Annotated in this window: 28 protein-coding genes and 2 pseudogenes; 14 read left to right on the plus strand and 16 right to left on the minus strand. The window is 59.2% G+C overall.

Annotated elements, in window-relative coordinates:
* Positions 1-23: 23 nt before the first annotated feature.
* Complete coding sequence (gene mutM, locus H3L94_RS07740; RefSeq protein ID WP_182121548.1) at positions 24-845, minus strand: bifunctional DNA-formamidopyrimidine glycosylase/DNA-(apurinic or apyrimidinic site) lyase; 822 nt, start codon at positions 843-845, stop codon at positions 24-26.
* Between the two features lie 182 nt (positions 846-1027).
* On the opposite strand from mutM, the gene truB reads away from it, so the two are divergent.
* The 3 genes from truB to H3L94_RS07755 all read left to right on the plus strand — a co-directional run bounded on the left by truB (position 1028) and on the right by H3L94_RS07755 (position 3190).
* Complete coding sequence (gene truB / locus H3L94_RS07745) at positions 1028-1927, plus strand: tRNA pseudouridine(55) synthase TruB (protein ID WP_182121549.1); 900 nt, start codon at positions 1028-1030, stop codon at positions 1925-1927.
* Between the two features lie 97 nt (positions 1928-2024).
* Positions 2025-2663: a YecA/YgfB family protein gene (locus H3L94_RS07750; protein ID WP_182123134.1), complete on the plus strand. Its 639-nt coding sequence runs from the start codon at positions 2025-2027 to the stop codon at positions 2661-2663.
* Positions 2660-3190: a DUF2062 domain-containing protein gene (locus tag H3L94_RS07755; RefSeq protein ID WP_182121550.1), complete on the plus strand. Its 531-nt coding sequence runs from the start codon at positions 2660-2662 to the stop codon at positions 3188-3190. The genes H3L94_RS07750 and H3L94_RS07755 overlap by 4 nt, the downstream gene beginning before the upstream one ends.
* Before the next feature lie 7 nt (positions 3191-3197).
* Here H3L94_RS07755 and H3L94_RS12545 read toward each other — a convergent pair.
* Positions 3198-3385, minus strand: a pseudogene (locus H3L94_RS12545) (ATP-dependent exonuclease).
* 103 nt (positions 3386-3488) lie between these two features.
* On the opposite strand from H3L94_RS12545, the gene H3L94_RS07760 reads away from it, so the two are divergent.
* Positions 3489-4064 (plus strand): type IV secretion protein Rhs, encoded by a 576-nt coding sequence (locus tag H3L94_RS07760; protein ID WP_182121551.1) that lies wholly within the window; start codon positions 3489-3491, stop codon positions 4062-4064.
* A 157-nt stretch (positions 4065-4221) separates the two neighbouring features.
* Here H3L94_RS07760 and H3L94_RS07765 read toward each other — a convergent pair whose 3' ends face one another.
* Positions 4222-4572: a RidA family protein gene (locus tag H3L94_RS07765; RefSeq protein WP_182121552.1), complete on the minus strand. Its 351-nt coding sequence runs from the start codon at positions 4570-4572 to the stop codon at positions 4222-4224.
* 124 nt (positions 4573-4696) lie between these two features.
* Here H3L94_RS07765 and ybaK point away from each other — a divergent pair, with 124 nt between their 5' ends.
* Positions 4697-5179 (plus strand): Cys-tRNA(Pro) deacylase, encoded by a 483-nt coding sequence (ybaK, locus tag H3L94_RS07770; protein WP_182123135.1) that lies wholly within the window; start codon positions 4697-4699, stop codon positions 5177-5179.
* A gap of 103 nt (positions 5180-5282) precedes the next feature.
* Positions 5283-5930, plus strand: coding sequence for a hypothetical protein (locus H3L94_RS07775; protein ID WP_182121553.1), 648 nt, complete (start codon positions 5283-5285; stop codon positions 5928-5930).
* Positions 5931-6040: 110 nt separating this feature from the next.
* On the opposite strand, the gene H3L94_RS07780 is transcribed toward H3L94_RS07775, so the two are convergent.
* Positions 6041-6472, minus strand: coding sequence for a bactofilin family protein (locus H3L94_RS07780; RefSeq protein WP_182121554.1), 432 nt, complete (start codon positions 6470-6472; stop codon positions 6041-6043).
* Positions 6473-6490: 18 nt separating this feature from the next.
* On the minus strand, positions 6491-7372 hold the full coding sequence (locus H3L94_RS07785; protein ID WP_182121555.1) for a M23 family metallopeptidase: 882 nt from the start codon (positions 7370-7372) through the stop codon (positions 6491-6493).
* Between the two features lie 214 nt (positions 7373-7586).
* On the opposite strand from H3L94_RS07785, the gene smc reads away from it, so the two are divergent.
* The gene (smc, locus tag H3L94_RS07790) at positions 7587-11075 is read left to right on the plus strand and encodes a chromosome segregation protein SMC (protein WP_182121556.1); all 3489 of its coding nucleotides are present in this window, start codon (positions 7587-7589) and stop codon (positions 11073-11075) included.
* 76 nt (positions 11076-11151) lie between these two features.
* Here the strand turns inward: smc and H3L94_RS07795 are convergent, their stop codons facing one another.
* A complete protein-coding gene (locus H3L94_RS07795; protein ID WP_182121557.1) occupies positions 11152-11310 on the minus strand; it encodes a DUF1328 domain-containing protein in 159 nt (52 codons plus the stop codon).
* Between the two features lie 397 nt (positions 11311-11707).
* On the opposite strand from H3L94_RS07795, the gene H3L94_RS07800 reads away from it, so the two are divergent.
* Positions 11708-11905 carry a CsbD family protein gene (locus H3L94_RS07800; RefSeq protein ID WP_009117755.1) on the plus strand — a complete coding sequence of 66 codons (198 nt, stop codon included), beginning with the start codon at positions 11708-11710 and terminating at the stop codon, positions 11903-11905.
* A 386-nt stretch (positions 11906-12291) separates the two neighbouring features.
* Here H3L94_RS07800 and H3L94_RS07805 read toward each other — a convergent pair whose 3' ends face one another.
* The 3 genes from H3L94_RS07805 to H3L94_RS07815 form a co-directional block, all read right to left on the minus strand.
* On the minus strand, positions 12292-12795 hold the full coding sequence (locus H3L94_RS07805) for a TlpA family protein disulfide reductase (protein ID WP_182121558.1): 504 nt from the start codon (positions 12793-12795) through the stop codon (positions 12292-12294).
* Complete coding sequence (locus tag H3L94_RS07810) at positions 12792-13211, minus strand: acyl-CoA thioesterase (protein ID WP_182121559.1); 420 nt, start codon at positions 13209-13211, stop codon at positions 12792-12794. The genes H3L94_RS07805 and H3L94_RS07810 overlap by 4 nt, the downstream gene beginning before the upstream one ends.
* 96 nt (positions 13212-13307) lie before the next feature.
* Positions 13308-13670, minus strand: a complete 363-nt coding sequence (locus H3L94_RS07815) for a VacJ (RefSeq protein ID WP_182121560.1) — start codon at positions 13668-13670, stop codon at positions 13308-13310.
* A gap of 37 nt (positions 13671-13707) precedes the next feature.
* On the opposite strand from H3L94_RS07815, the pseudogene H3L94_RS12550 reads away from it, so the two are divergent.
* Positions 13708-13895: pseudogene (locus H3L94_RS12550) on the plus strand (lipoprotein signal peptidase).
* Positions 13896-13899: 4 nt separating this feature from the next.
* On the opposite strand, the gene H3L94_RS07820 reads toward H3L94_RS12550, so the two are convergent.
* The 6 genes from H3L94_RS07820 to H3L94_RS07845 all read right to left on the minus strand — a co-directional run bounded on the left by H3L94_RS07820 (position 13900) and on the right by H3L94_RS07845 (position 17878).
* Positions 13900-14829 (minus strand): MlaA family lipoprotein, encoded by a 930-nt coding sequence (locus tag H3L94_RS07820; protein WP_425325939.1) that lies wholly within the window; start codon positions 14827-14829, stop codon positions 13900-13902.
* Positions 14829-15119, minus strand: coding sequence for an STAS domain-containing protein (locus H3L94_RS07825; RefSeq protein ID WP_182121562.1), 291 nt, complete (start codon positions 15117-15119; stop codon positions 14829-14831). Before H3L94_RS07825 ends, H3L94_RS07820 begins: the two co-directional genes overlap by 1 nt.
* A gap of 4 nt (positions 15120-15123) precedes the next feature.
* Positions 15124-15717, minus strand: coding sequence for an MlaC/ttg2D family ABC transporter substrate-binding protein (locus tag H3L94_RS07830; RefSeq protein ID WP_040659871.1), 594 nt, complete (start codon positions 15715-15717; stop codon positions 15124-15126).
* Positions 15718-15793: 76 nt separating this feature from the next.
* Positions 15794-16291, minus strand: coding sequence for an outer membrane lipid asymmetry maintenance protein MlaD (mlaD, locus tag H3L94_RS07835; RefSeq protein ID WP_009117748.1), 498 nt, complete (start codon positions 16289-16291; stop codon positions 15794-15796).
* Between the two features lie 6 nt (positions 16292-16297).
* Positions 16298-17074, minus strand: a complete 777-nt coding sequence (gene mlaE, locus H3L94_RS07840) for a lipid asymmetry maintenance ABC transporter permease subunit MlaE (RefSeq protein WP_182121563.1) — start codon at positions 17072-17074, stop codon at positions 16298-16300.
* 3 nt (positions 17075-17077) lie between these two features.
* Complete coding sequence (locus H3L94_RS07845) at positions 17078-17878, minus strand: ABC transporter ATP-binding protein (RefSeq protein WP_182121564.1); 801 nt, start codon at positions 17876-17878, stop codon at positions 17078-17080.
* Positions 17879-18100: 222 nt separating this feature from the next.
* Between H3L94_RS07845 and H3L94_RS07850 the strand changes: the two genes are divergently transcribed.
* Both H3L94_RS07850 and H3L94_RS07855 read left to right on the plus strand, forming a co-directional pair.
* Positions 18101-18538 (plus strand): type II toxin-antitoxin system RatA family toxin, encoded by a 438-nt coding sequence (locus H3L94_RS07850; RefSeq protein ID WP_182121565.1) that lies wholly within the window; start codon positions 18101-18103, stop codon positions 18536-18538.
* Positions 18531-18815: an RnfH family protein gene (locus tag H3L94_RS07855; protein ID WP_182121566.1), complete on the plus strand. Its 285-nt coding sequence runs from the start codon at positions 18531-18533 to the stop codon at positions 18813-18815. Before H3L94_RS07850 ends, H3L94_RS07855 begins: the two co-directional genes overlap by 8 nt.
* A gap of 73 nt (positions 18816-18888) precedes the next feature.
* Here the strand turns inward: H3L94_RS07855 and H3L94_RS07860 are convergent, their stop codons facing one another.
* A complete protein-coding gene (locus tag H3L94_RS07860) occupies positions 18889-19689 on the minus strand; it encodes a hypothetical protein (RefSeq protein ID WP_182121567.1) in 801 nt (266 codons plus the stop codon).
* 141 nt (positions 19690-19830) lie between these two features.
* Between H3L94_RS07860 and rep the strand changes: the two genes are divergently transcribed.
* From rep to H3L94_RS07875, 3 genes are read left to right on the plus strand one after another with little or no spacing between them, the layout of a single operon-like run.
* A complete protein-coding gene (gene rep, locus H3L94_RS07865; RefSeq protein WP_182121568.1) occupies positions 19831-21840 on the plus strand; it encodes a DNA helicase Rep in 2010 nt (669 codons plus the stop codon).
* A 13-nt stretch (positions 21841-21853) separates the two neighbouring features.
* Positions 21854-22027, plus strand: a complete 174-nt coding sequence (locus H3L94_RS07870; RefSeq protein WP_009118419.1) for a protein MIGRI — start codon at positions 21854-21856, stop codon at positions 22025-22027.
* Positions 22028-22086: 59 nt separating this feature from the next.
* Positions 22087-22368 (plus strand): hypothetical protein, encoded by a 282-nt coding sequence (locus H3L94_RS07875; RefSeq protein WP_182121569.1) that lies wholly within the window; start codon positions 22087-22089, stop codon positions 22366-22368.
* The last annotated feature ends 20 nt before the right edge of the window (positions 22369-22388 follow it).

Consider the following 22388-nt stretch of genomic DNA (forward strand, 5'->3'; position numbering starts at 1 on the left):
ATCAGGGGAAGAAAAGACAAAAGTCAATGCTGGCAAACCGGGCAATAGAAACTGCTGCGCTGGCCCAAAACCGCTTTGGCCACCGGCGTGCCGCACACGCGGCAGGCTTCGCCTGCGCGGCCGTACACTTGGTATTGCTGTTGGAAATAGCCGCTTTTGCCGTCGCTGTTCACAAAGTCGCGCAGCGTGCTGCCACCGGCGGCCAAGGCCCGGCGCAGCACCATGCGCACTTCTTCGCACAGGCGGCGGCAATCCGCTTGGCTGAGGCTGCAGGCCGCTCGGAAGGGCGAGATGCCGGCGGCAAACAAAGCCTCGTTGGCATAAATATTGCCCACGCCCACCACCACGGCATTGTCCATCAAAGCAGTTTTGATCGGGCTTTTGCGGCGCTCGAGCGCGGCTTTCAGGTAGCCTGCGTCAAACGTCTCCTCCAGCGGCTCGGGGCCCAGATTCTGCAATAGCGGATGGTGTTCGGCCGCGCCGGCAAACCATAAAATCGCGCCGAAGCGGCGCGGGTCGCGGAAGCGCAGCACGGTGCCATCTTCTGCGGTGAAATCGGCATGGTCGTGCTTGCCCGGCGGCGGCGCGTGTTCGGGCGCGTAAACGCGCAAACTGCCCGACATGCCCAAATGCAGCAACATCACGCCGTGTGCAAACTCAAACAGCAGGTATTTGGCGCGGCGGCGGATGCGCAGAATGCGGCTGCCCGCCAACTGCCGCGCCAAATCGTCCGGCACCGGCCAGCGCAGCTTGGGCTGGCGCACCGCCACCGCACGCAGGGTTTTGCCTTCGATGTGCGGCGCAATGCCGCAACGGGTGGTTTCAACTTCTGGCAATTCGGGCATGATACCGCCGGCAGACGAAAAAACGCGCAGTTTAGTCGGACGGCCGAAATAAATCAACGCGCTAAAGGCTGCTGCCCGGCCCGCCGGCCCCAATCGGCCGCCACAGCCGGCGCCGATATTTCCCCGCCCCGCACGGGGAAATGTAATAGAATCGCCCCCTTTTCCCACAACGGTTTCTGCCCATGTCTTCCGCCAAACGTCCGCTCAACGGCGTGCTGCTGCTCGACAAACCGCAAGGCGTGTCCAGCAACACCGCCCTGCAACAGGCCCGCCGCCTTTACCGCGCCGCCAAAGCCGGCCACACCGGCGTGCTCGATCCGCTGGCTACCGGCCTGTTGCCCGTCTGCTTCGGCGAGGCCACCAAGTTCGCCCAATACCTGCTCGACGCCGACAAAGCCTATACCGCCACCCTCAAACTGGGCGAAGCCACCACCACGGGCGACGCGGAAGGCGAGATCATCGCCCGCGCCGATCAGCCCCTCGCCCTGCCCGAATTCCAAGCCGCCTGCGCACACTTTACCGGCCCCATCCGCCAGGTGCCGCCGATGTTTTCCGCCCTCAAACACGAAGGCCGCCCGCTCTACGAATACGCCCGCCGCGGCATCGAAATCGAGCGCCCCGCCCGCCACGTTACCCTCTACGCCATCGACATCCGCGAATTCGCCCCGCCGCGCGCCGTCATCGACGTGCGCTGCAGCAAAGGCACCTACATCCGCACCCTGGCCGAAGACCTGGCCAAACACCTGGGCACCTTCGCCCACCTCACCGCCCTGCGCCGCACCGCCACCGCCGGCTTCGACATCGCCGACAGCCGCACCCTGCCGCAACTGGCCGAACTCGACGATGCCGCCCGCGACGCCCTGCTGCTGCCCTGCGACGTCTTGGTGCAACACCTGCCCGCCGTAGCGCTGGACGACACCGCCGCCCAAAGGCTGTGCCACGGCCAAACCCCGCCCGCCGCCGAGGGCACGCCCGAACACACGCCCCTACGCGCCTACGCACCCGGCGGCCGCTTTATCGGCCTGATTCAGGCACAATCAGGCTACCTGAAAGCCCTGCGCCTGCTCAACACTGCGGCCTGAACACAATATTACACGGCCGCCGCGTGATTTTCCGCCGGCCGCCACCATTTGGGCAGACAATCCCCCTTTCCTTACTACCGCCATAACAGGTACCGCCATGTCCCTCTTCACCCCGCAACAGGCCGAACGCCTGAGCGCCCTGCTCGACAAACACGGCAACCACGGCGAAGCCATGCCGATAGACGAAGCCCAAGGCTTCCTGATCGCCTGCATCAGCGGCCCCGATCCAAGCGGATCCGCTTTCTGGCTGCCCCAAATCTTGGGCGACGACGACTTCACCGCCCAAGAGCGCGAAGAAATCGCCGCCCTCTTGGATGCCTGCGCCGCCCAAATGCGCCACGACATGCAGCAAAACGAATCGCCGCGACTGACCCTCTTTACCGACGAAAACGGCCAGCCCGACTGGGGTCCCGTCTGCGCCGCCTACCTCTACGCCCTCGACTGCCTGCCCACCGACTGGTTCGCCACCCTCAACGACGAAAACTTCGAAGACCTGCTCTTTCCCGTGATGGCCTTCAGCGACGTTTACGAAGAAGGCGAAGTGGTGCTGAGCGAACAAGACCTGGCCGAGCTACGCCAAGAGCTGCCCGACGTCTTCACCGCCGCCTACCGCTACTGGCAGGCCGTCATCAACAAACCGCAACCCGCCCGCCGCGCCCACAAAACCGGCCGCAACGACCCCTGCCCCTGCGGCAGCGGCAAAAAATACAAAGCCTGCTGCGGAAAAAACGCATGAAACTGCCTTTCGGCTGGAAGCTGCCCAAGCGCGAAGAAATCTTCGCCTCGCGCTGGGCCAAACCTTTCGCCCCGCTGTTCGACCACCCCTGCTTCTGGACGCTCAACCGCCGCCGCGCCGCCCTCTCCGTGGCCATCGGCCTGTTCGGCGGCCTGATGCCCGGCCCCACCCAAATGGCCACCGCCTTCGTCATCGCCTGGCTGCTGCGCACCCACCTGCCCCTGGCCATGGTCACCACCCTCTATTCCAACCCCTTTACCTACCTGCCCCTCTACTACGCCGGCTACCAAATCGGCAGCCTGCTGCTCACCGGCCAGCCCGCCGCCGGCCTGCCGCCGCTGCCCGATTGGGAACAGGCCGGCTATTGGCACAAAATCGGCAAATGGCTGGCCGAATACGGCAAACCCCTGCTGGTGGGCGTGCCCGTGCTCGGCCTCAGCCTGGCCGCCATCGGCTACACCGCCGTGCGCCTGCTGTGGCGCTACCGCACCATCCGCCGCTGGCAGCGCAGGAAACAGGCTACCTGAAACCTTTTCAGGTAGCCTGAGACCTTTGCAAAACCCTCAGATGTGGATGCAGTTCAAGGCGTAGCAGCGCAGCGAACGTGAACGCTAGGAATCCCTGTGGGACAGACATATCATGCGGATAGGCAAGTGAGCGAGCAGTACCCATAGGGCATAAACGCACAACGCAGAAATGCGCCGCAGATGGGGTTTTTGCAAAGGTCTCAGCCTGTAAGCAACAGAAAAACACGCCCTTAACACCTACTGAAACCCTGAAACAATTAAAGACCGAGCAGCAACTCGCACACCGCCCTGAACCCCAGTGCCGCTCTTTTTTACCCCGCCCATCAAGCTACCTGAAACCATTGACCACCCCGCCATGCCCGCCTGCTCCCGCCCGCTGACCGCCGCCGAAACCGCCGCCGCCCGCCTGATTTACGGCGACGGCCTCGACTACGCCCGCATCCGCCTGCATTTCGGCAGCTGGTGGCTGCCCGACCGACACACCGCCATGGCGCCCGCCGGGCACATCCACTTTCCCGCCCGCTGCAGCTGCGCCGACTTTACGGCCCAAACACCCGCCCTGCGCGGCTGGCTGATGCACGAACTGGCCCACGTCTGGCAATACCAAAACGGCTTTCCCGTCTGGCTCGGCGGCCTCAAAATCGCCCTGAGCGGCGGCTACCTGAAACGCCGCGCCTACCGCCTGCCGCCTTTAGCCGGCGTGCCCGATTTCGGCAGCCTGAATATGGAACAGCAGGCCGAAGTCTTGAGCGGCTTCTACCTCGCCTTCCACTGCCGCGACCCGCAGCACCTCAGCCAACTGCCCCATTACCAACGCCTGCTGCGCCCCTTTTTCGCCCACCCTTTCGACTGCGCCCTGCTGCCCAAACTCTGATTGGCCAAGCGGAACTCCGCCATCCGCATAGCACACACAGACAGAGACTAAGGCCTCCAAGAACCCCATCTCGCAAAAATGAAAAAGGCTACCTGAAAGCTCCGCCACACGGCAGCGGCTTTCAGGTAGCCTTTCGGCATTGTTCAAACAACGCGGCTTACTTCTGCACCGCCGTCAGCTTGATTTCCACCTTCCAATCCGGATTCGCCAATTTGGCCTGCACACAAGCGCGGGCCGGCGTTTTGCCGGGCGTCACCCAGGCATCCCACGCCCGGTTCATGCCGTCGTAGTCGGCCAAATCGGGCAGGTAGATCACCGCCTCGCAGATATGGGCTTTGTCGGAACCGCAGTCGGCCAAAATCCGGTCGATCTGCGCCAAGACGTTTTCCGTCTGCGCCGTCACATCCGCTTCGGGATTGGTCGGCACCTGGCCGGCCAGAAACACAAAACCATTGGCCACCACGGCGTCCGACAAACGCGGCGTCGGCTGATAATGCTGCACAGTCATGGCTTTTCTCCTTCTTAAATCAACATCAATCAGCCGCGCATCGTAGCGGATTTGCCCCCGCCTGAAAAGCCGCGCCGCTATAATGCCGCTTTTGCGCCTAGCCAAAGGCTACCTGAAACCGCCCATGTCGAAAAACAGCAAATACCCCGTTACCCCCGCCATCCGCTTTTTACGCGAACACGGCATCGGCTTCACGCCCCATCTTTACGACTATCAAGAACACGGCGGCACCGCGCATTCCGCCGCCGCACTCGGCGTAGCCGAACACCAGGTCATCAAAACCATCGTGCTGCAAGACGAAAACGGCCGCGGCCTGTTTGCCCTGATGCACGGCGACCGCCAGATTTCCACCCGCAACCTGGCCCGCCAAACCGGTGCCAAACACATCGAGCCCGCCACACCCCAGCAGGCCAACAAATGGACGGGCTATCTGGTGGGCGGCACCAGCCCCTTCGGCAGCAAAACCGCCCTGCCCGTGTATGTGGAACACAGCATTTGGGCGCTCGACACCATTTACATCAACGGCGGCAAACGCGGCTTTCTGGTGGCCATTCCCGCCGCCGCCCTGCACAGCCTGCAGCCGCAAACCGTGGAAGTGGCCGTTTAAACCGCAGCACACTGCTTTTTGCTAAGTACTCTATTTTTCTTTACAATACCGCCCGCGGCGGCATCACGCGGCCGCTCAACCGAAAAAAGAAAAGGACAACAAGATGAAAATAAATCAAAAACTGTGGTTACTGTGCATCTCTGCCGCTTTGGGCCTGGCGGCCTGCGGCAGCCAAAACGATGCCCAAACTCCTGCACAAAGCACATCCGGCAGCGAAGCAGCAGCACCAAGCGAAGCGTCCGCCCAAGCCGAAGCCCCGGCCGTCAATCTGCTACGGGACGCCCAAGCCCTGCAGGCTGCGGAAGACGCACTCAAGGCCCTGCCCCAATTCGGCGGCAAACCGCTGAATGTGTTCCAAAATGTTCATTTCTACGGCGGCAGTTATGATTCGAAAATCAAAATCAACATCCAAGACCCGAACAATCCGGAAAACATCGACCACTACATCTATAAAAACGGCCAATGGAGCGAACCGCAGCCGGTAAAACTTTCCGGCGACGGCGATATGTTGGCAAACGTGACCCCCTTGGATCAAATCAAATTCGCCACCGTGGCCGAGATCGCCAAAGTGTGGCATGAAAAAGCCGTAGAGGTGCAGGCCAAAGAAACCGAGGCCGACCACATTTACTTCTCTCTGTTTGTCCCTACCCAAAAACGCTCTTGGGAAACCAGCAACATCGAAACCGACCGCGCCGAATACAGCCTGGATTTCGACCAAAACGGCAAATTGCTTGACTTCTCTAAACGCTAATCCGCCGCGCCAAACCGGCAAAAAGGCTACCTGAAAACCAGCCACGCGCATTTCTGCGTCGCTGGTTTTCAGGTAGCCTTATTTTGTCAGCGGAGACTGTGAGCAGGTTCTCAGGCAGAAACCGGATCGGCTCCTCTTTCCGCGTCCGATTTGTTTTCCAGCGGCAGCGGCGCGCCCGAGGCGGCCTGCTCCATGCGGATGTCGCCGGCATACACCGCGCCTTCTTCCACCAGCAGGGTTTGGGTGCGGATGTTGCCCGCCACATGGGCGGTGGCTTTCAGCTGCAGTTTGTTTACCTCCACCAAGCCTTCCACCCGGCCGAATACCATCAGCTCGCCGCAGCGGATGTCGCCGCATACCGCGCCGGCCTCGCCGATGATCACCATGCCGCCGGCCTGCACATTGCCCGCTACCGCGCCGTCAATCTTCACCGACTGCTGGCTGAGCACATCGCCCTGAATCCGGCATTGCGCGCCGATAATGGTGTCGATGGCGTCCACCGCCACCGGCAGCTCTTTTTTTCCTTTGCTGTGAAACATCATGTTCTCCGAATCATGTTTTTAACGCGCGGCCAGGCTCAAAAAACCGGCCGGATCAAGCGGCTCGTCGTTCAGACGCACTTCGTAATGCAGGTGCGGGCCGGTGGAGCGGCCGGTGGAGCCGAGCTTGCCCACCAAATCGCCGGCTTCTATTTGCTGGCCCACGTGCACGTCAATCGCCGAAAGATGGCCGTACACCGTGCTGTAGCCGTGGCCGTGGCGCAGGCGCACCACTTGGCCGTAGCCGTTCATGGTACCGGCAAACTCCACCTTGCCGTTAGCCGTGGCGATAATCGGATCGCCGATGCTGCCGCGGAAATCCAGACCGTTATGAAATTCGCTGCCGCGGCCGCTGAATGGATTGGGCCGTGGGCCGAAGCCCGAAGAAATCGAGCCGGCGGCCGGGCGGCCCAGCGGCACGGTTTCAGCCGCTTGCAACAGCCGGTCCAACGCTTGTTTGAATTCGGGCGTATCGGCCGAGGGCAGCACGATTTCCGGTCCGCCGGCCTGGGCCGTGCCTTTACCCGGCTGGGCAGCCGGAATGTCGGGCAGCTCCACTTTCACGCCGCGTTGCTGCAGATACTGCTGCAGATGTTGCACCGCCTGTTCGGATTGGGCCAACTGGGCGAGTCTGGCGGTGATTTCTTCGGAGCGCGCCTGCTTCAAGTCCTCGATTTGTCGGCTCAGGCGCACGTTTTCCCGTTCGTGTACGGCGAGGCGATCATAACTTTGATAATGCTGCCAGCCCAAGGCCAACAGCCCGGTAAACAAGATGCCGGAAACAAACGACAAGCCCACCAAAGCGGGCTTGATGGCCTTCAAACGGCCGGCACTCATCACAAAAGTTTCGGTGCGCTGTTCGTCCAGCACCATCACCGTCACGGTTTTTTTCTGCTTACTCATTCGCTTCGTGATTGGATTCAAAAGCTTGCGATTTTAGTATAAAACCTCCCCGGCTGACAAAACAAAACGCCCCCACGCGGCGGAAACTGGAAAGATTGCAACACCCCCATCCCGCATTCCGCCAAGCCGCACAGGCTACCTGAAAGCCGCCGGCCGATGCCCGCCTGCCCCGATTCGGGTAAAATACGCCCCTTTTTCCGCCCCGCCCGTTCCCATGCGCCTCACCCACATCAAACTTGCCGGCTTCAAATCGTTTACCGACCCGACCACCATCCACGTGCCGGGCCAGCTGGTGGCCGTAATCGGTCCCAACGGTTGCGGCAAATCCAATGTAATCGACGCCGTGCGCTGGGTATTGGGCGAAGCCTCGGCCAAACAGCTGCGCGGCGAAAGCATGCAAGACGTCATCTTCAACGGCGCGGCCACCCGCCGCCCTGCGCCCCGCGCTTCGGTGGAACTGGTGTTCAGCAATGCCGACCACAGCCTGCAAGGGCCGTGGGGCCAGTATGCCGAAGTCAGCATCAAACGCCAGCTCACGCGCCAAGGGGAATCCAGCTACTACATCAACAACCAAGTGGTGCGCCGCCGCGACATCACCGACCTCTTCCTCGGCACCGGCGTGGGCGCACGCGGTTACGCCGTCATCGAACAAGGCATGATTTCGCGCATCATCGAAGCGCGGCCGGAAGAGTTGCGCGCCTACATCGAAGAGGCCGCCGGCGTCTCCAAATATAAAGAACGCCGCCGTGAAACCGAAAACCGCCTCAAAGACACCCGCGAACACCTGCAACGGTTGGCCGACTTGCAAAGCGAACTCGGCCGCCAAGTGGAAAAGCTGGAAAAGCAGGCCGCCCAAGCCGAACGCTACCAAACCCTCAGCGCCCAACTCGCCCAACAGCAAGACCTGCTCGACTACGTGCAGTGGCAGGAAGCCTTGACCCAAGCCGATGCCGCCACCGAGCAGCAACAGGCCGCCCAAGCCGAACAAGACGCGCTGGCCGCCGAAAGCGAAGCCGCAGCCGACACCGTGCGCCAACTGCGCGAAGCCGAACAGGAACAACAACAGTACGTCCACCAGCTCAACAAACAGCACGCCGTGTTGCGCGAACAAACCGCCCGTTTGGAAGAACAGCTGCGCGCCCGCCAAAACCTGCTTCAGCGCAGCGAACGCGAACGCCTGGCCGCCCAAGCCGCCCTGCAGAAAATCGACCAAGAACAGCAAACCCTGCATCACGAGCTGGCCGCCCTCGCCGGCGAAATCGAAGACACCCAAGCCGAACTCGAAGAATGGGCGCTTCAGGTAGCCGAACACGAAAACGGCCTGCCCGAGCGGGAAACCGCCCAACACGATTTAGACAGCGCCTTCCAAAGCCAACAGGACGAAAGCAACCGCCTCAAACGCGAATTGGCGCTCAAACAGCAGCAACTCGCCCACGCCGCCCACAGCCGGCGCCAGCATCAAAACCGCCGCGACCGCCTGCTGCAGGAAAACCAAGCCCTCAATCTGCCGCCCGAGGCCGACACCGAAACCGCCCGCGAGCAGGCTGAATACTGGCAAAGCCTGTACGAAGCCGGCGAAGCCGCCCTGCAAGACGCCGAAGCCGCCTTGGAAGTCGGCCGGCAGCAGTTTCAGGTAGCCGCCGAGCACCACCAAAACCTGCACCAGCAACACCTCACCACCCAAGCCCAACAACAGGCGCTGGCCCAACTGCTGCACAGCAGCCAAAGCGACGGCGACTTCTGGGCCGCCACCGATACCGATGCCGGCAGCGAGCTCTGGCAGCACCTCAGCACCCCCGACGACTGGCAGCACGCCCTCTCCGTCATCCTCGCCGAACGTCTGCACGCCCGTGCCGTACCGGCCGGCTTCCGTCCGCCTCAGCCCCTGCCCGAAGGCCGCGCCGCCTGGTTTACCGCCGGCGGCCAAGCGGCCAAAAAAACCCTGCCGGCCCAAGCCTTCATCCACCAAATCCGTGCCGAACCCGCTTTTCAGGTAGCCTTACAACACTGGCTCGACGGCGTGCTGTGCGCCCCCAACCTCGATTACGCGCTTGAACGCCAACAAGAACTGCCGCCCGGCCACCTCTGGCTCACCCCCGAAGGCCACCGCATCGACCGCATCGGCGGCGTCCTCTACGACCGCCACAGCAGCCAAAACCTGATCCACCACAAAGCCCGCCACGACGAACTGAGTGCCGAACTCGACGCCCTCGCCCCCCGCCTGGCCGCCGCCGACGCCGAACGCAGCCGCCTGCAGGCCGCCCTGCAACAGCAAGAGCATCAATACAAACACCAGCAAAACCAGCAGCGCCACCACGCCGCCCAACTGCAAACCGCACAAGCCCAAGCCAACGAACTCTTGGCCCGCACCAACCAGGGCCAGCTGCGCCGCCAGCACATCGAGCAGGAATTGGCCCTGCTGGAAGAAGAACAGCTGGTGCTCGAACACGGCAGCGACGGCCTGCACGACGACATTGCCGCGCTGGAGGCCGCCCTTGCCGACCTCGCCGGCCAACAGCAAAACCTCGGCGCCCAACGCCAGCAAGGCCAATACGCGCTCAAACAGGCACAGTTGGCCCTGCTCGAGGCCAACCGCCAATACGGCTTGGTGGAAGTCGCCCTGCACAAACAGCAGCAACGCCGCCAAACCCTGCAACACCAAATCAGCGCACTCGAACAGCAAGCCCTAGACTGGCAGGAGCGGCAAACCGAGTTGGCGCTGGCCTTCGAAACCGAACAAAACGACAACGGTCAGCAGGAACAGCTCGACATCCTCGGCGAACAAAGCCTCACCCTGCAAGAACAAATCCACGCCGCCCAAGAACGGCTGCAACACACCCAAGAGCAGGGCCGTGCAAGCTACCTGAAACAGCAGGAAATTGCCCAAGCGCTGCCCCGCCTGCAAAACGCCACCCAAAACGCCCTCCTGCGCCAACAGGAAGCCCTGCTCAACGCCAAACGCTTCCACGAAAACCTGGTGGGCCGCCAAGCCGATTTCGATGCCCTCGCCGCCTTAGCCCAAGCCTCGGCTAATTTAAGCGAACTCAACCAAGACATCGGCCGGCTGGCGCAAAAAATCCAAGCGCTGGGCGCCGTCAATCTAGCGGCCTTGGAAGAGCTGGCCGAAGCCCGCGAACGCGACGGCTACTACCGCAGTCAAAGCGAAGACGTGCAAGCCGCCATCGCCCTGCTCGAAGAAGCCATCGCCCAAATCGACGACGAAACCAAGGCCCGCTTCAAAGACACCTTCGACGCCGTCAACGAAAAAGTGCAAACCTTCTTCCCTACCCTGTTCGGTGGCGGCGAAGCCACCCTGCACATGGTGGGCGACGACCTGCTGTCGGCCGGTGTCTCCATCATGGCCCGCCCGCCCGGCAAGAAAAACAGCACCATCCACCTGCTCTCCGGCGGCGAAAAAGCCCTCACCGCCATGAGCCTGGTGTTCGCCCTGTTCAGCCTCAACCCCGCCCCCTTCTGCCTGCTCGACGAAGTGGACGCCCCGCTGGACGACGCCAACACCGCGCGCTTCTGCAATCTGGTCAAAGAAATGTCGGCGCACACCCAATTCCTCTACATCTCCCACAACCGCCTGACCATGGAAATGGCCGAACAGTTAATCGGCGTCACCATGCAGGAAAAAGGCGTTTCCCGCATCGTGGCCGTCGACATCAAACAAGCCCTGCAAATGGCGGAAACCGCCTGATTCAACAGCCGGCAAAACAAAAGGCTACCTGAAAACTTTCAGGTAGCCTTTTAGGCTTTAAAGCTGACTCAATGATTTAGCGCTTGCGGCCGAAAATAAAAGACAAAATCGCCAAAATCAAGAAGCCGATAAACAGAATTTTGGCAATACCGGCTGCGCTGCCGGCAATACCGCCAAAACCCAATACGGCAGCAATAATGGCAATCACAAAAAAGATAACTGAATAACGCAACATGATTTTCGCTCCTTATGCGATGTATAAAATTTAGAATGTTTGATGCATACCAGAGTTAAAACCAACAATTAAACTCTTAATGAATTCATCCCGTATGCAGTGCATACTAACATGATTTCCTTATTTTTCATTCAACTTAAGCTGAATATAACCCAATATTCCTACATTTAAAAAATTTCACAAAATGGCATGAAAAAGCTTTTTTGTTGCTTTCCGTAAAAATAAAATCCCAACCCGCTTATATTAAGGAAATTATTTGCTTGCATTTGTAAATACAACAGAATAAAGCTTTAAATATCCGCCTTTATCGCCAACTAAGGGGCATGAAATCGCCAGCGGTGTTTTCATGTAATTTATTTAGCAGTACCAATAACCATCAATCAAGAAAGGATTCACCATGAATTGGGATCAAATCGAAGGAAAATGGGAGCAATTAAAAGGCAAGGCCAAAGAACAATGGGGCAAGCTGACCGATGATGACTGGACAGTCGTAGAAGGTAAACGCGACCAATTGGCCGGTCGAATTCAAGAACGCTACGGCTACACCAAAGAGCAAGCCGAAAAAGAACTGGATGATTGGTTCAGCAAAAACTAATCGGCGACAGCCCGTTCTGTGTATGAATATTTAGATGCCAAATCTAATAAAAAACCGTGTCAGCCATGACACGGTTTTTATTTGTCATGTCCGTCAGAGAGCCGAGCAAAGCCGCCGCATACCAATGCGCTGCCAGCAACAAGACTCTAGCGGACAGATGCATTTCTGTTTTCAGCTAGCCTGCAACCTTTGCCAATCCCCCATCTGCGGCGCATTTCCGTGTTGTACGTTGATGCCCTCGGGATACGGCTCACCCGCTTAGCCTTATATCTGATGTGTCTGCCCCACCGGGATTCCTGACACTCACACTCGCTAGACCGCTGCGCCTTGAAGGGCATCCGCATCTGGGGTTTGGCAAAGCTTTCAGCCCGTTAGCCATATTGTCTTTACTCGGCCAGCAAGCCATCCACCTGTCGGTACAGACTCGGAAAATCCGGTTCGCCGACAAAGGTTTTTACGATGTGGCCGTTTTTGTCTATCAGAAACGAAGTCGGCGCGGCCACAATATTGTAGGCTTGGCCGGCACGGCCTTCGGCGTCGTAAAGCACGGTAAAGGGCACTTGGTGGGTTTGCACATATTGCTTGACCACCGGCAGCGGATCGCTCCTTATCTGCATGGAAATGCCGATGATTTGAAAATCCGGCGAGCGGCTTTGGTAATCGTGCGACATTTGAATCAACTTGGGCATTTCACTGACGCAGCCCGGGCAGGAAGGAAACCAGAAATTCACCAGGCTGACTTTGCCTTTCAGCTGTGCCTGGGTAACGGTTTGGCCGCTCAGGTTTTGCAAAGCAAAATCCGGTGCCGGCTTGCCTTTGGGGGCAAACAGAATAAAGGCCGCAGCGGCGGCCAAAGCGGCCAACAGAATGAAAGGAAGCCATTTTTTCATGCGGTTTCTTTCGCAACAATCAGAGATTCCAAGCGTTCGCGCAATTGGGGCGGAAATTCGATGGCCTTATTGGCTTCGGTGTCCACCGCCACGAATACCACTTCCGCCTCGGCCACCACGGTTTGGCTGCCGCTCTTGCGCACGGTTTGACGGATGACGGCGTTGCGCTGGTTGACGGCGGCAAAAGCGGTTTCAATGTCCAATACATCATCCAATAGGGCGGCGCGGCGGTAATGGATGTTGATGTTGACCACCGCCATGGCATAGCCGTTTTCGAAGAACAGCGGCGTCAGGCCGCGATCCTCGAAATAAGACCAGCGGGCCTCTTCAAGAAATTCGAGATAGCGGGCATTATTGACGTGTTGGAACACATCGAGATGGTAGCCGCGCACTTTGACAGAGAGGTGATGGGGCATGGGATTCCTTGATTTAATCGGTTTCAGGTAGCCTGAGATTCAAATGCTGCCGCTGCAAATGGGCAGGCGGCAGCAGAGGGAAGAGCGGCTGTTCGCTTATTGAACTTGCAGCGGAACGAACGCTTCGCGCTCCAGCGCTTGGCTGGAAAGGTCGGTCACGATGGAAGAAAGCTGGATATCGAACCATTCGTTAAAAATATCAGGGTGCAGATCCGGCCACAGGCTTTCGTCTTCACACCAGTCGGCCAATTCGGCCGCAAAAATGGTTTCCAACTTCGGCTCGATTTCGGCCCACACTTCCTCGAAATCGTCGCAGGGGTCCACCAGATAGGCATTGGCATCGGCCTGCAAATCTTCCAAGGTAAAATCAGCCAAATCGATACCGGGAATGCTGGTCAGCCAATTCCAAAACGGAACTTGGGGCACCAGCAGGAAAACACTGCGGTTGGTTTCGTACATAGAAGGTTCTCCTCAACAAGATGTGGGCAAGGGGCGGATGCAGCCGTACAGGCTGAGACCTTCGCCAAACCCCCATCTGCGGCGCATTTCTGCGTTGTGCGTTTATGCCCTATGGGTACTGCTCGCTCGCTTGCCTATCTAGATGATATGTCTTCGCTCGCTGCGCTGCTACGCCTTGAACTGCACCCGCATCTGGAGGTTTGGCAACGGCCTCAGGCTACCTGAAAACTCACTCTGCAGACAAAACGGTGATGTGTATGGTGTTCGGCGGCAAATCGCGGATCACGACGCTGTCCCGCCCGTCTGCCGGTTCGGCGGGGGCGGCGGACTCTGCTGCCTGAGCTTCGACAGAGGGGGCATCGCCGGCCTGAGCCTGCGGCAACGCCTCGCTTTGGACCGCGCCTGCAGCAGAGAAATCGACGGGCTGAGAGTCGGCCGCCCCTTCCTCTTCAAAGGTCGGTACGTAATCGTCGCTGCCCGGCAATTCGCTGCCCACTTGGCGGGCGCGGGCGGCCATAAACGCATCACGCACATAAGCATAACGGTCGATGGCGGCCTGCTCCACGCCATCCGTCAGCTCCAACAACTTGGCGCGCGTGTCCACGGTTTTGAGGCCAACGGCGGTCCAGCGGGTGGGCGCGTGGGTAAACACGACGCCTTCGATCGGATACAAATTGCTGATGGTGGTGCCGACCGCATCGCGTACCGTGCTCGGCCCCAGCAGCGGGTAAACAAAATAATTGCTATTTTTCCAACCCCAAGAGGCAAAAGTGTCGCCGAGAGTGGTTTTGTGGTTCGGCATCTGCGCCGCTCCGGCGATGTCGATCAAACCGCCGAAACCGAGCGTACTGTTCAGACCGAAGCGCACCAAATCGGTGCCGGCTTTGGCGATATCGAGGCGCAATAGATTGTTGCCCGCACTCACCAAATCACGCAGATTATTGAAAAAATTGCCGATGCCGCTGCGCACGGGCTGTGGCGTCACCGCACGGTAGCCGCGCGCCACCGGCGAGAGCACGGCGCGGTCCACCGCATCGTTCACGCCGAACATAAAACGGTTATAGCCCTCATACGGATCGTAAGCCACCCCTTCGGCCCAAACCACCGGCGACGCAGACAAACTGCCGCACAACACGGCCAGCGTCAAAGTCCTGTTCATCATGTTCTTATCCAATCATCCACTTCGTACAGTTCCGCCAGCAGGGTCACCGCGGCCGGCAACCGGAGGAACGAAACAGCGGCGCCGTTTTCCTCCCCACAGCGCAAAGCAGCCGCCAACAGCGACAAGCAGGCCGAATCCGCTTTGACGACGCCGGAAAAATCCACACGGACCTCGTTACCGAGCGCCGCCAGCTGGCGACAGTAATTGCGGTAAAGCGGCGCGGTCACGGTATTCACCGTTACCTCGCCGCCCACATAAACCGTATGATCACGACATTCCGTCTGCATCGGTTTAAGCGCCGTTTTTGCTGCGCAATTCTTCAATCAAACCATCGATGCCTTTTTGGCGGATGGTGTTGTTGAACTGCTGGCGGTACACCGTCACCAAACTCGCGCCGTCCACGGCCACATTATAAACACGGTATTTGTTGCCGCTTTGGTACATGGTGTAATCCATCACCACTGCTTTCCCTCCGGCGGAAGGGGTGATGTCGGCCGTCACAATCACGCTGCGGCCGCGTACCACCGCATTGGGGCGGATGTTCACGCGCGCATTGCGGTATTCCAACATGGTGCCGGAGTAGGTGCGGATCAGCAGGGTTTTGAATTGCTCGGTCAAGGCCGTTTTCTGTGCTGCGCTGGCATTGCGCCACGGGCTGCCCACCGCCAGTTCGGTCATGCGGGCAAAATCAAAATAAGGAATGGCGTAATTTTCTGCCTGGCGGCGTACTTGGTTGGCATTCCCGCCGTTGGCGCGGCTGAGGATGTTCAACACCTGAGTGCTGTTTTCCTTCAGTTGGTCCACCGCCTGCTGCGGGGTGGCAAAGGCTAAGCCGATGCTCAAAATGCCCATACTCAGGGCGGAAACAAAAGCGGATTTTTTCATTTGGTGTCCTTTCTTCTTTTTTCTCAGATCTTCTTGGATGTGCGCGGGCCGGTTCTCAGCCGTGGCTTGTGATGCGTTAAGGTTGTTCAGCGGCGGCCGGCGGATTCGGCGCCGCATTTTTTTCGGCGAAACTGGTCATCAGTTTGCCGATTAATTGCTCCAATACCAAAGCGGAACTGGTGATTTCAATGGTGTCGCCGTCTTTCAATTCCACCTCGTCGGCACCCTGCTGCAGGCCGATATACTGCTCGCCCAACAGGCCGGAGGTGAGGATTTCAGCCGAAACATCGCTGCTGAAACGGTATTCGCTGTTCAGTTCCAGCATCACTTGTGCCTGATAGCTTTGCGGATCCAAACGGATGCCGGACACCCGGCCGACCACCACGCCGGAAGCCTTCACCGGCGCTTTCACTTTCAAGCCGCCAATGTCGGAAAAATAGGCGGAAACCGTGTAGGCCGAGCGGCTGCCGCCGAAAGCCTGCCCGCCGGCTACGCGGAAAGACAGAAACACCACGGCCGCAATGCCCAGCGCCACAAACAACCCCACCCACAATTCCAATGTGCTTCTTTTCATTTCAGTTTATCCGGTAAACATAACGGCAGTTAAAACAAAGTCGAGCGCCAACACCGTCAGCGCGGAGCTGACCACGGTGCGCGTGCTGGCCCGCAAAATACCTTCCGGCGTACTTTGGCAATGAAAGCCCTGATACACCGCGATCAGCGCCACCGCCGTGCCGAACACCAACGATTTGATCAAGCCGTTGGCCACGTCATACGTCCAATCGATATTGCCCTGCATCTGCGACCAGAAAATCCCGGCATCCAGGCCCAAATATTTCACGCCGATCAGATAGGCGCCGTAAATCCCGGCCACATTGAAGATGGAGGCCAACAGCGGCATCGACAATACCCCGGCCCAAAAACGCGGCACCACCACCCGCGCCACCGGATCCACCGCCATCACCTTCATCGCTTCCAGCTGCTCGGTGGTTTTCATCAAGCCGATTTCACTAGTCATCGCGCCGCCGGCCGAGCTGGCAAACAGAATCGCCGCCAACACCGGCCCCAATTCGCGCAGCAGCGAAGCCGCCACCATATAGCCGAGCACGTCGGCCGATTTGAATTTGGCCAGCTGGGTATAGCCCTGCAAACCGAGCACCATGCCCACAAACAGGCCGGACACCGCAATAATGACGATGGAGAGCACGCCGGAGAAATACATTTGGCGGATGCCCAAGCGCAAGCGCGGCAACAAGGTGCCGGAGCGGGCCAGCACCGAGAACAGAAACAGCGTGGTGCTGCCCAACTCCTGTAGAAAAGCCAAGACCTTGCGGCCGATTGTACGAAAGAAATCCATGCCCTACCGTTTCAGCAATGTGTGTTGCAAACTGTTTTCCGCCGGATAACGGAACGCCACCGGGCCGTTGGGCAAACCGTTGACAAACTGGTGTACCCAGGGCGAATCCATGTGCCGCATTTCTTGAGGGCTACCTGAAAACACCACCTCGCCGTGCGCCACGAAAATCACCTGATCCACAATATCCAAAGATTGGCGGATGTCGTGGGTCACCATCACGCTGGTGGACTGCAGGGCGCGGTTGATTTTGCTCACCAATTCGGCAATCACGCCCAGCGAGATCGGGTCCAGGCCGGTAAACGGCTCGTCATACAGCAGCAGCGCTGGGTCGAGCGCGATGGTGCGCGCCAAGGCCACCCGCCGCGCCATGCCGCCCGACAATTCGCTGGGCATCAGCTCGGCCGTGCCGTGCAGGCCCACCGCATTGAGTTTGAGCAACACCAAATCGCGGATCACTTCTTCCGGCAGGCGCGTTTGCTCGCGCAAAGGGAAAGCCACATTGTCGAACACCGTCAAATCGGTAAACAGCGCACCAAACTGAAACAGCACGCCCATGTTTTTGCGGTGCTGAAACAGCTCACCCGCCGAAAAAGCGGCCAAATCGCGTCCGTTCACCAACACCCGGCCTTCCGTCGGCGTTACCTGGCCGGTAATCAGGCGCAGCAAAGTGGTTTTGCCGCTACCGGAGCCGCCCATCACGGCGGCAAACGCGCCGCGTGCAATCTGAAAATTCACATTTTTCAGAATCGGCCGCTCGCCGTAAGCGAAAGCGACGTCTTGCATCTCGATGAAAGGGTGGGTCATGGCGGGGAAACTGGCGGCAAAACAAACGAAAGGTTTCGGATTATAGGGAAAAACCGCCACCCCTGCCATTCTGCCGAGCAAAGACAGATTAAGTTTTGTTAAAAGCCGGCCCACGCCAAGTCCGGCCGCCTTTCAAGCTACCTGAAAGCCTTAGTCGGTGGCGGTGGATTCCTTACCGGACGGGCGATATAATGCCGCCTTTTCTGTTGCCGGAATCGCGTGATGTCGCTCAAAACCATAGAAAAAAACGTGCTGGTGCTGCACACCGCCGAGCAGATGTTCGAGCTGGTGGACCGAGTGGAGGATTACCCGCAATTTCTGCCGTGGTACAGCAAAACCGAAATCATCTCGCGCAGCGGAAACGAGCTGCAGGCGCGGCTGTTTATGGACTACATGAAAGTGCGCCAGTCTTTCGCCACCCACAACCACAATATCCCCGGCCGCGAAATCCGCATGAACCTGCTCGAAGGCCCGTTCAAAACCCTGCGCGGCACTTGGACATTCATCCCGCTGGGCGACGACGCCTGCAAAATCGAATTCCGCCTGCAATACGAATTTTCCAGCAGCGTGCTCTCCGCCCTGATCAGCCCCGTGTTCAGCCACATCAGCGGCACGCTGGTGGACGCCTTCATCAAAGAAGCCGACAAACGCTATGCTTGACATCGAAGTGGCCTATGCCGCGCCCGGCAAACAACGCCTGCTGGCGTTTCAGGTAGCCTGCGGCACCACCGCCCGCCAAGCCGTGTTGCAGTCCGCGTTGGCGGCGGAGTTTCCCGATGTCGATTTTGCCGCCGCCCCTATCGGCATCTTCGGCAAAAAAGTGGCCAACGACACCCCGTTGCGGCAGCACGACCGGGTGGAAGTGTACCGCCCGCTGCTCATCGACCCCAAAGAAAACCGCCGCCGCAGGGTGGCCGCCAAGCAGGCCGGCCAATAACAGCAATGCACTCAGGCTACCTGAAACCCGCTTTCAGGTAGCCTTTGTCTTCATATCTCGGCAAAAACTTAATTCACGGCCTAGCCGCCCGCTCCAACACCGGGCGGCTTTTGTCATCGCTGCGAAACGTGGCCGGCAAACTAAACGGAAACACTTGGTGGCGGAACACCGTCCACACCCCGCGCAGGTTCAGCCGCTGCCGGCCGTCTGCCTGCACGGGGCGCAGCATGCCTTGCGCTGCCAGTCTTTCTACCAGCAAGCGCACATCCCGCGCTTCCGAAGCCAACACCGCTGCCTCATCGGCCAGCCAAAACCGCTCGCTGCGCCGGCCGCCGCTTTGTTGCAGCAAGGCTTTGTGCAGCAGCGCCGGCGGCGGGAAATTGAAAAACAGATAGGTCTCGCCGCCCGGCTCCCAAAACACCTCGGGCACGGGGGCAAACACAGCATTCATGCTGATTGGATGGCCGTCGTCGAAATAGCGGATCAGGCGGTATTCCGGCCGTTTGCTCAAGCGGTTGCCCTGCGCCACGGCCAAAATCCGTTCCCGCTCGTGAAACCAACAGGCCGCCTCGCCGTCAAAACTGCCGCCCATGCGGAACACCGTGCGGAAACGGTAGCCCAGCGCATCCAAATCCGCCTGCAGGGCGTCGAAATGTTTGAGCCTCACCAAGCGCGTTTCCGCCAAGGCCACCGCCTGAGGCCGCTGCGGCAAGGTATAAAACCACCACAGCAACACAAAAACATACAGCCACATAAGCAGCTGCCCCATGCCCGCACACACCAAAACCGCCCACACCCAGGAATAGCCCGCCGCCTTCATCCACCACCCGGCCAAAACAGACAAAGGCAGTATCAACACATCCATCCATTTCATCTTGTTCTCCCTTGTTTTTCCATTCAGAGCGGTCATTCTAGCTGCCGCCCGCCCCAAGCGTAAACCACTTCATCAGGCTACCTGAAACCGCGCACCGCTGCGTATAATCGCGCCCTTGTTTCCGCTTTCAGGTAGCCTGTCATGACCCAGCTCAACCCCCAACAACTCGAAGCCGTGCGTTATCTCGACGGCCCGCTGTTTGTGCTGGCCGGCGCAGGCAGCGGCAAAACCCGCGTGATCACCGAAAAAATCGCCTATTTGATCCGCGAGGCCGGCTATGCCCCGCACAACATCGCCGCCATCACCTTCACCAACAAAGCCGCCAAAGAAATGCAGGAGCGCATCCACGGCCTGTTGGGCAAAAAGCAGACCCGCGGGCTGACCGTGTGCACCTTCCACTCGCTGGGCATGCGCATGCTGCGCGAGGAAGCCGAGCAGCTGGGCTACAAAAAACACTTCTCCATTTTCGACGCCTCCGACAGCGGCAAAATCATCGCCGAACTCTTGGGCAGCAGCGGCCGCGACGCCGTATTCCGCGCACAACACCAGATTTCGCTGTGGAAAAACGACCTGCTCACACCCGATCAAACCCTGCAAAACGCCGCCAACGAATGGGAGCGGCAAACCGCCCAACTCTACGCCGCCTACCAAGCCACGCTGGAAAGCTATCAGGCGGTGGATTTCGACGACCTCATCCGCCTGCCCGTGTTGCTGCTGCAAACCCACAGCCCGGTGCGCCACAAATGGCAGCTGCGCCTGCGCTACCTGCTGGTGGACGAATGCCAAGACACCAACACCTGCCAATACACCCTGATGAAGCTGCTCACCGGCCGCGACGGCCTCTTTACCGCCGTGGGCGACGACGACCAAAGCATTTACGCCTGGCGCGGCGCCAATATGGAAAACCTGCGTCTGCTGCAAACCGACTACCCGCGCCTGAAGGTGATCAAACTGGAGCAAAACTACCGCTCCACCGCCCGCATCCTGCGCGTGGCCAACCGCGTGATCGCCAACAACCCCAAACTGTTTCCGAAAACCCTGTGGAGCGAATACGGCCTGGGCGAAGAAATCCGCGTGATGGCCTGCCAAAACGAACAGCACGAAGCCGAAGTGGTGGCCGGCACCATTGCCCGCCTGCACGCGCAAAGCGGCGGCAAAGCAGCCTATGCCGACTTCGCCATCCTCTACCGCGGCAACCACCAAGCCCGTCTGTTTGAAGAAGCCCTGCGCAGCGCCCGCATTCCCTACCGCCTCTCCGGCGGCCAGAGCTTTTTCGACAAAGCCGAAATCAAAGACGTGCTCGCCTACATCCGCCTGTGCGCCAACCCCGACGACGATCCCGCCTTTCTGCGCGCCGCCACCACGCCCAAACGCGGCATCGGCGACGCCACCTTGGGCTACCTGAACGACTACGCGCGCCGCTACGGCTGCAGCCTGTATCACGCCGCCGAAAGCATGGACGCCCTGGCCGAACTGCCCGCCAAAAGCCGAGACGCCCTGCAGCAGTTCATGGCCTTGATGGCCGACTACCGCCGGCGCGCCGACAGTGAAGCGGCCGGCGAATGGATACAGGGCCTGCTGGCCGACATCCAATACGAAGGCTACCTGTATGCCCAGGAAGAAGGCAAAAGCGGCGACATCAAATGGCGCAACGTACAGGATTTGGCTGCCTGGCTGGCCAAAAAAGGCGAACAGGACGGCAAAACCATCATCGAAATCGCCCAAACCATCGCCCTGATGACCTTATTGGAAGGCAAAGACGGGGAAGAAACCGACGCGGTAAAAATGTCCACCCTGCACGCCTCGAAAGGCTTGGAGTATCCGAATGTGTTTCTGGTGGGCTGCGAAGAAGGGCTGTTTCCGCATGCCGACAGCGTGGAGGAAGGCAATCTGGAAGAGGAACGCCGCCTGATGTATGTAGGCATCACCCGCGCCCAATACCGCCTCACCCTCACCCACTGCATCAAACGCAAAAAACAGGGCAACTGGCACTTTCCCGAACCCAGCCGCTTCATCGACGAAATGCCGCAGCAGGATTTGAAATTCCTCGGCCGCAAAGGCGGCGAGCCCATCGTCAGCCAAGAAGAAGGCAAAGCGCGTTTCCGCGACATGCTCGATTTACTGTCGGCCAAAGAAGCGGCAAAAGAATAAGCCTTCAGCGCCCATGTCTGCCACGCTCTGGAAACTGATTGCTCTGTGTGCCGCCGCCGTTTGGCTGCTGCGCCCGCTGCTGCCGGCCGCCTTCCGCCGCCGCTGGCAGCGGCACATCCGTCATTTGGCATGGATTGTGCTTGCCGTATTCGGCGCATCCGCCCTCTGGCGGTTGTGGACGGGCTGAGGCCTTTTCCACTATCCTTGCGCCCTTCCAATACCCATCTACTAAAACGGAAACACCACATGATCAAACAGTTTGAAATCAACGCCTACGTCAAAAAACAGCTGCAGGCTTATCTGGAAGACAAAAACCTCAGCCTGAAAGCCGCCATGGATCACGAAGACAGCAACCGCGAAGTGGCCGCCATCATCCACGCCGGCCTGCCCGCCATGGTGCAAAAAATCTATTCGCTGAATAAAATGCAAACTTTTTTCTGGGAAAAGAAAGACCTGCTGCACGACTTCGTGCTCGGCCGCTTAGAAGCGCCCGATACGAAAAAAGGCGGCAAAAAGAAAAATAAATAAGCATCCCAAGTGTTTGTTCC

Source organism: Neisseria shayeganii (genome assembly GCF_014054965.1).
GTDB classification, from domain to species: domain Bacteria; phylum Pseudomonadota; class Gammaproteobacteria; order Burkholderiales; family Neisseriaceae; genus Eikenella; species Eikenella shayeganii.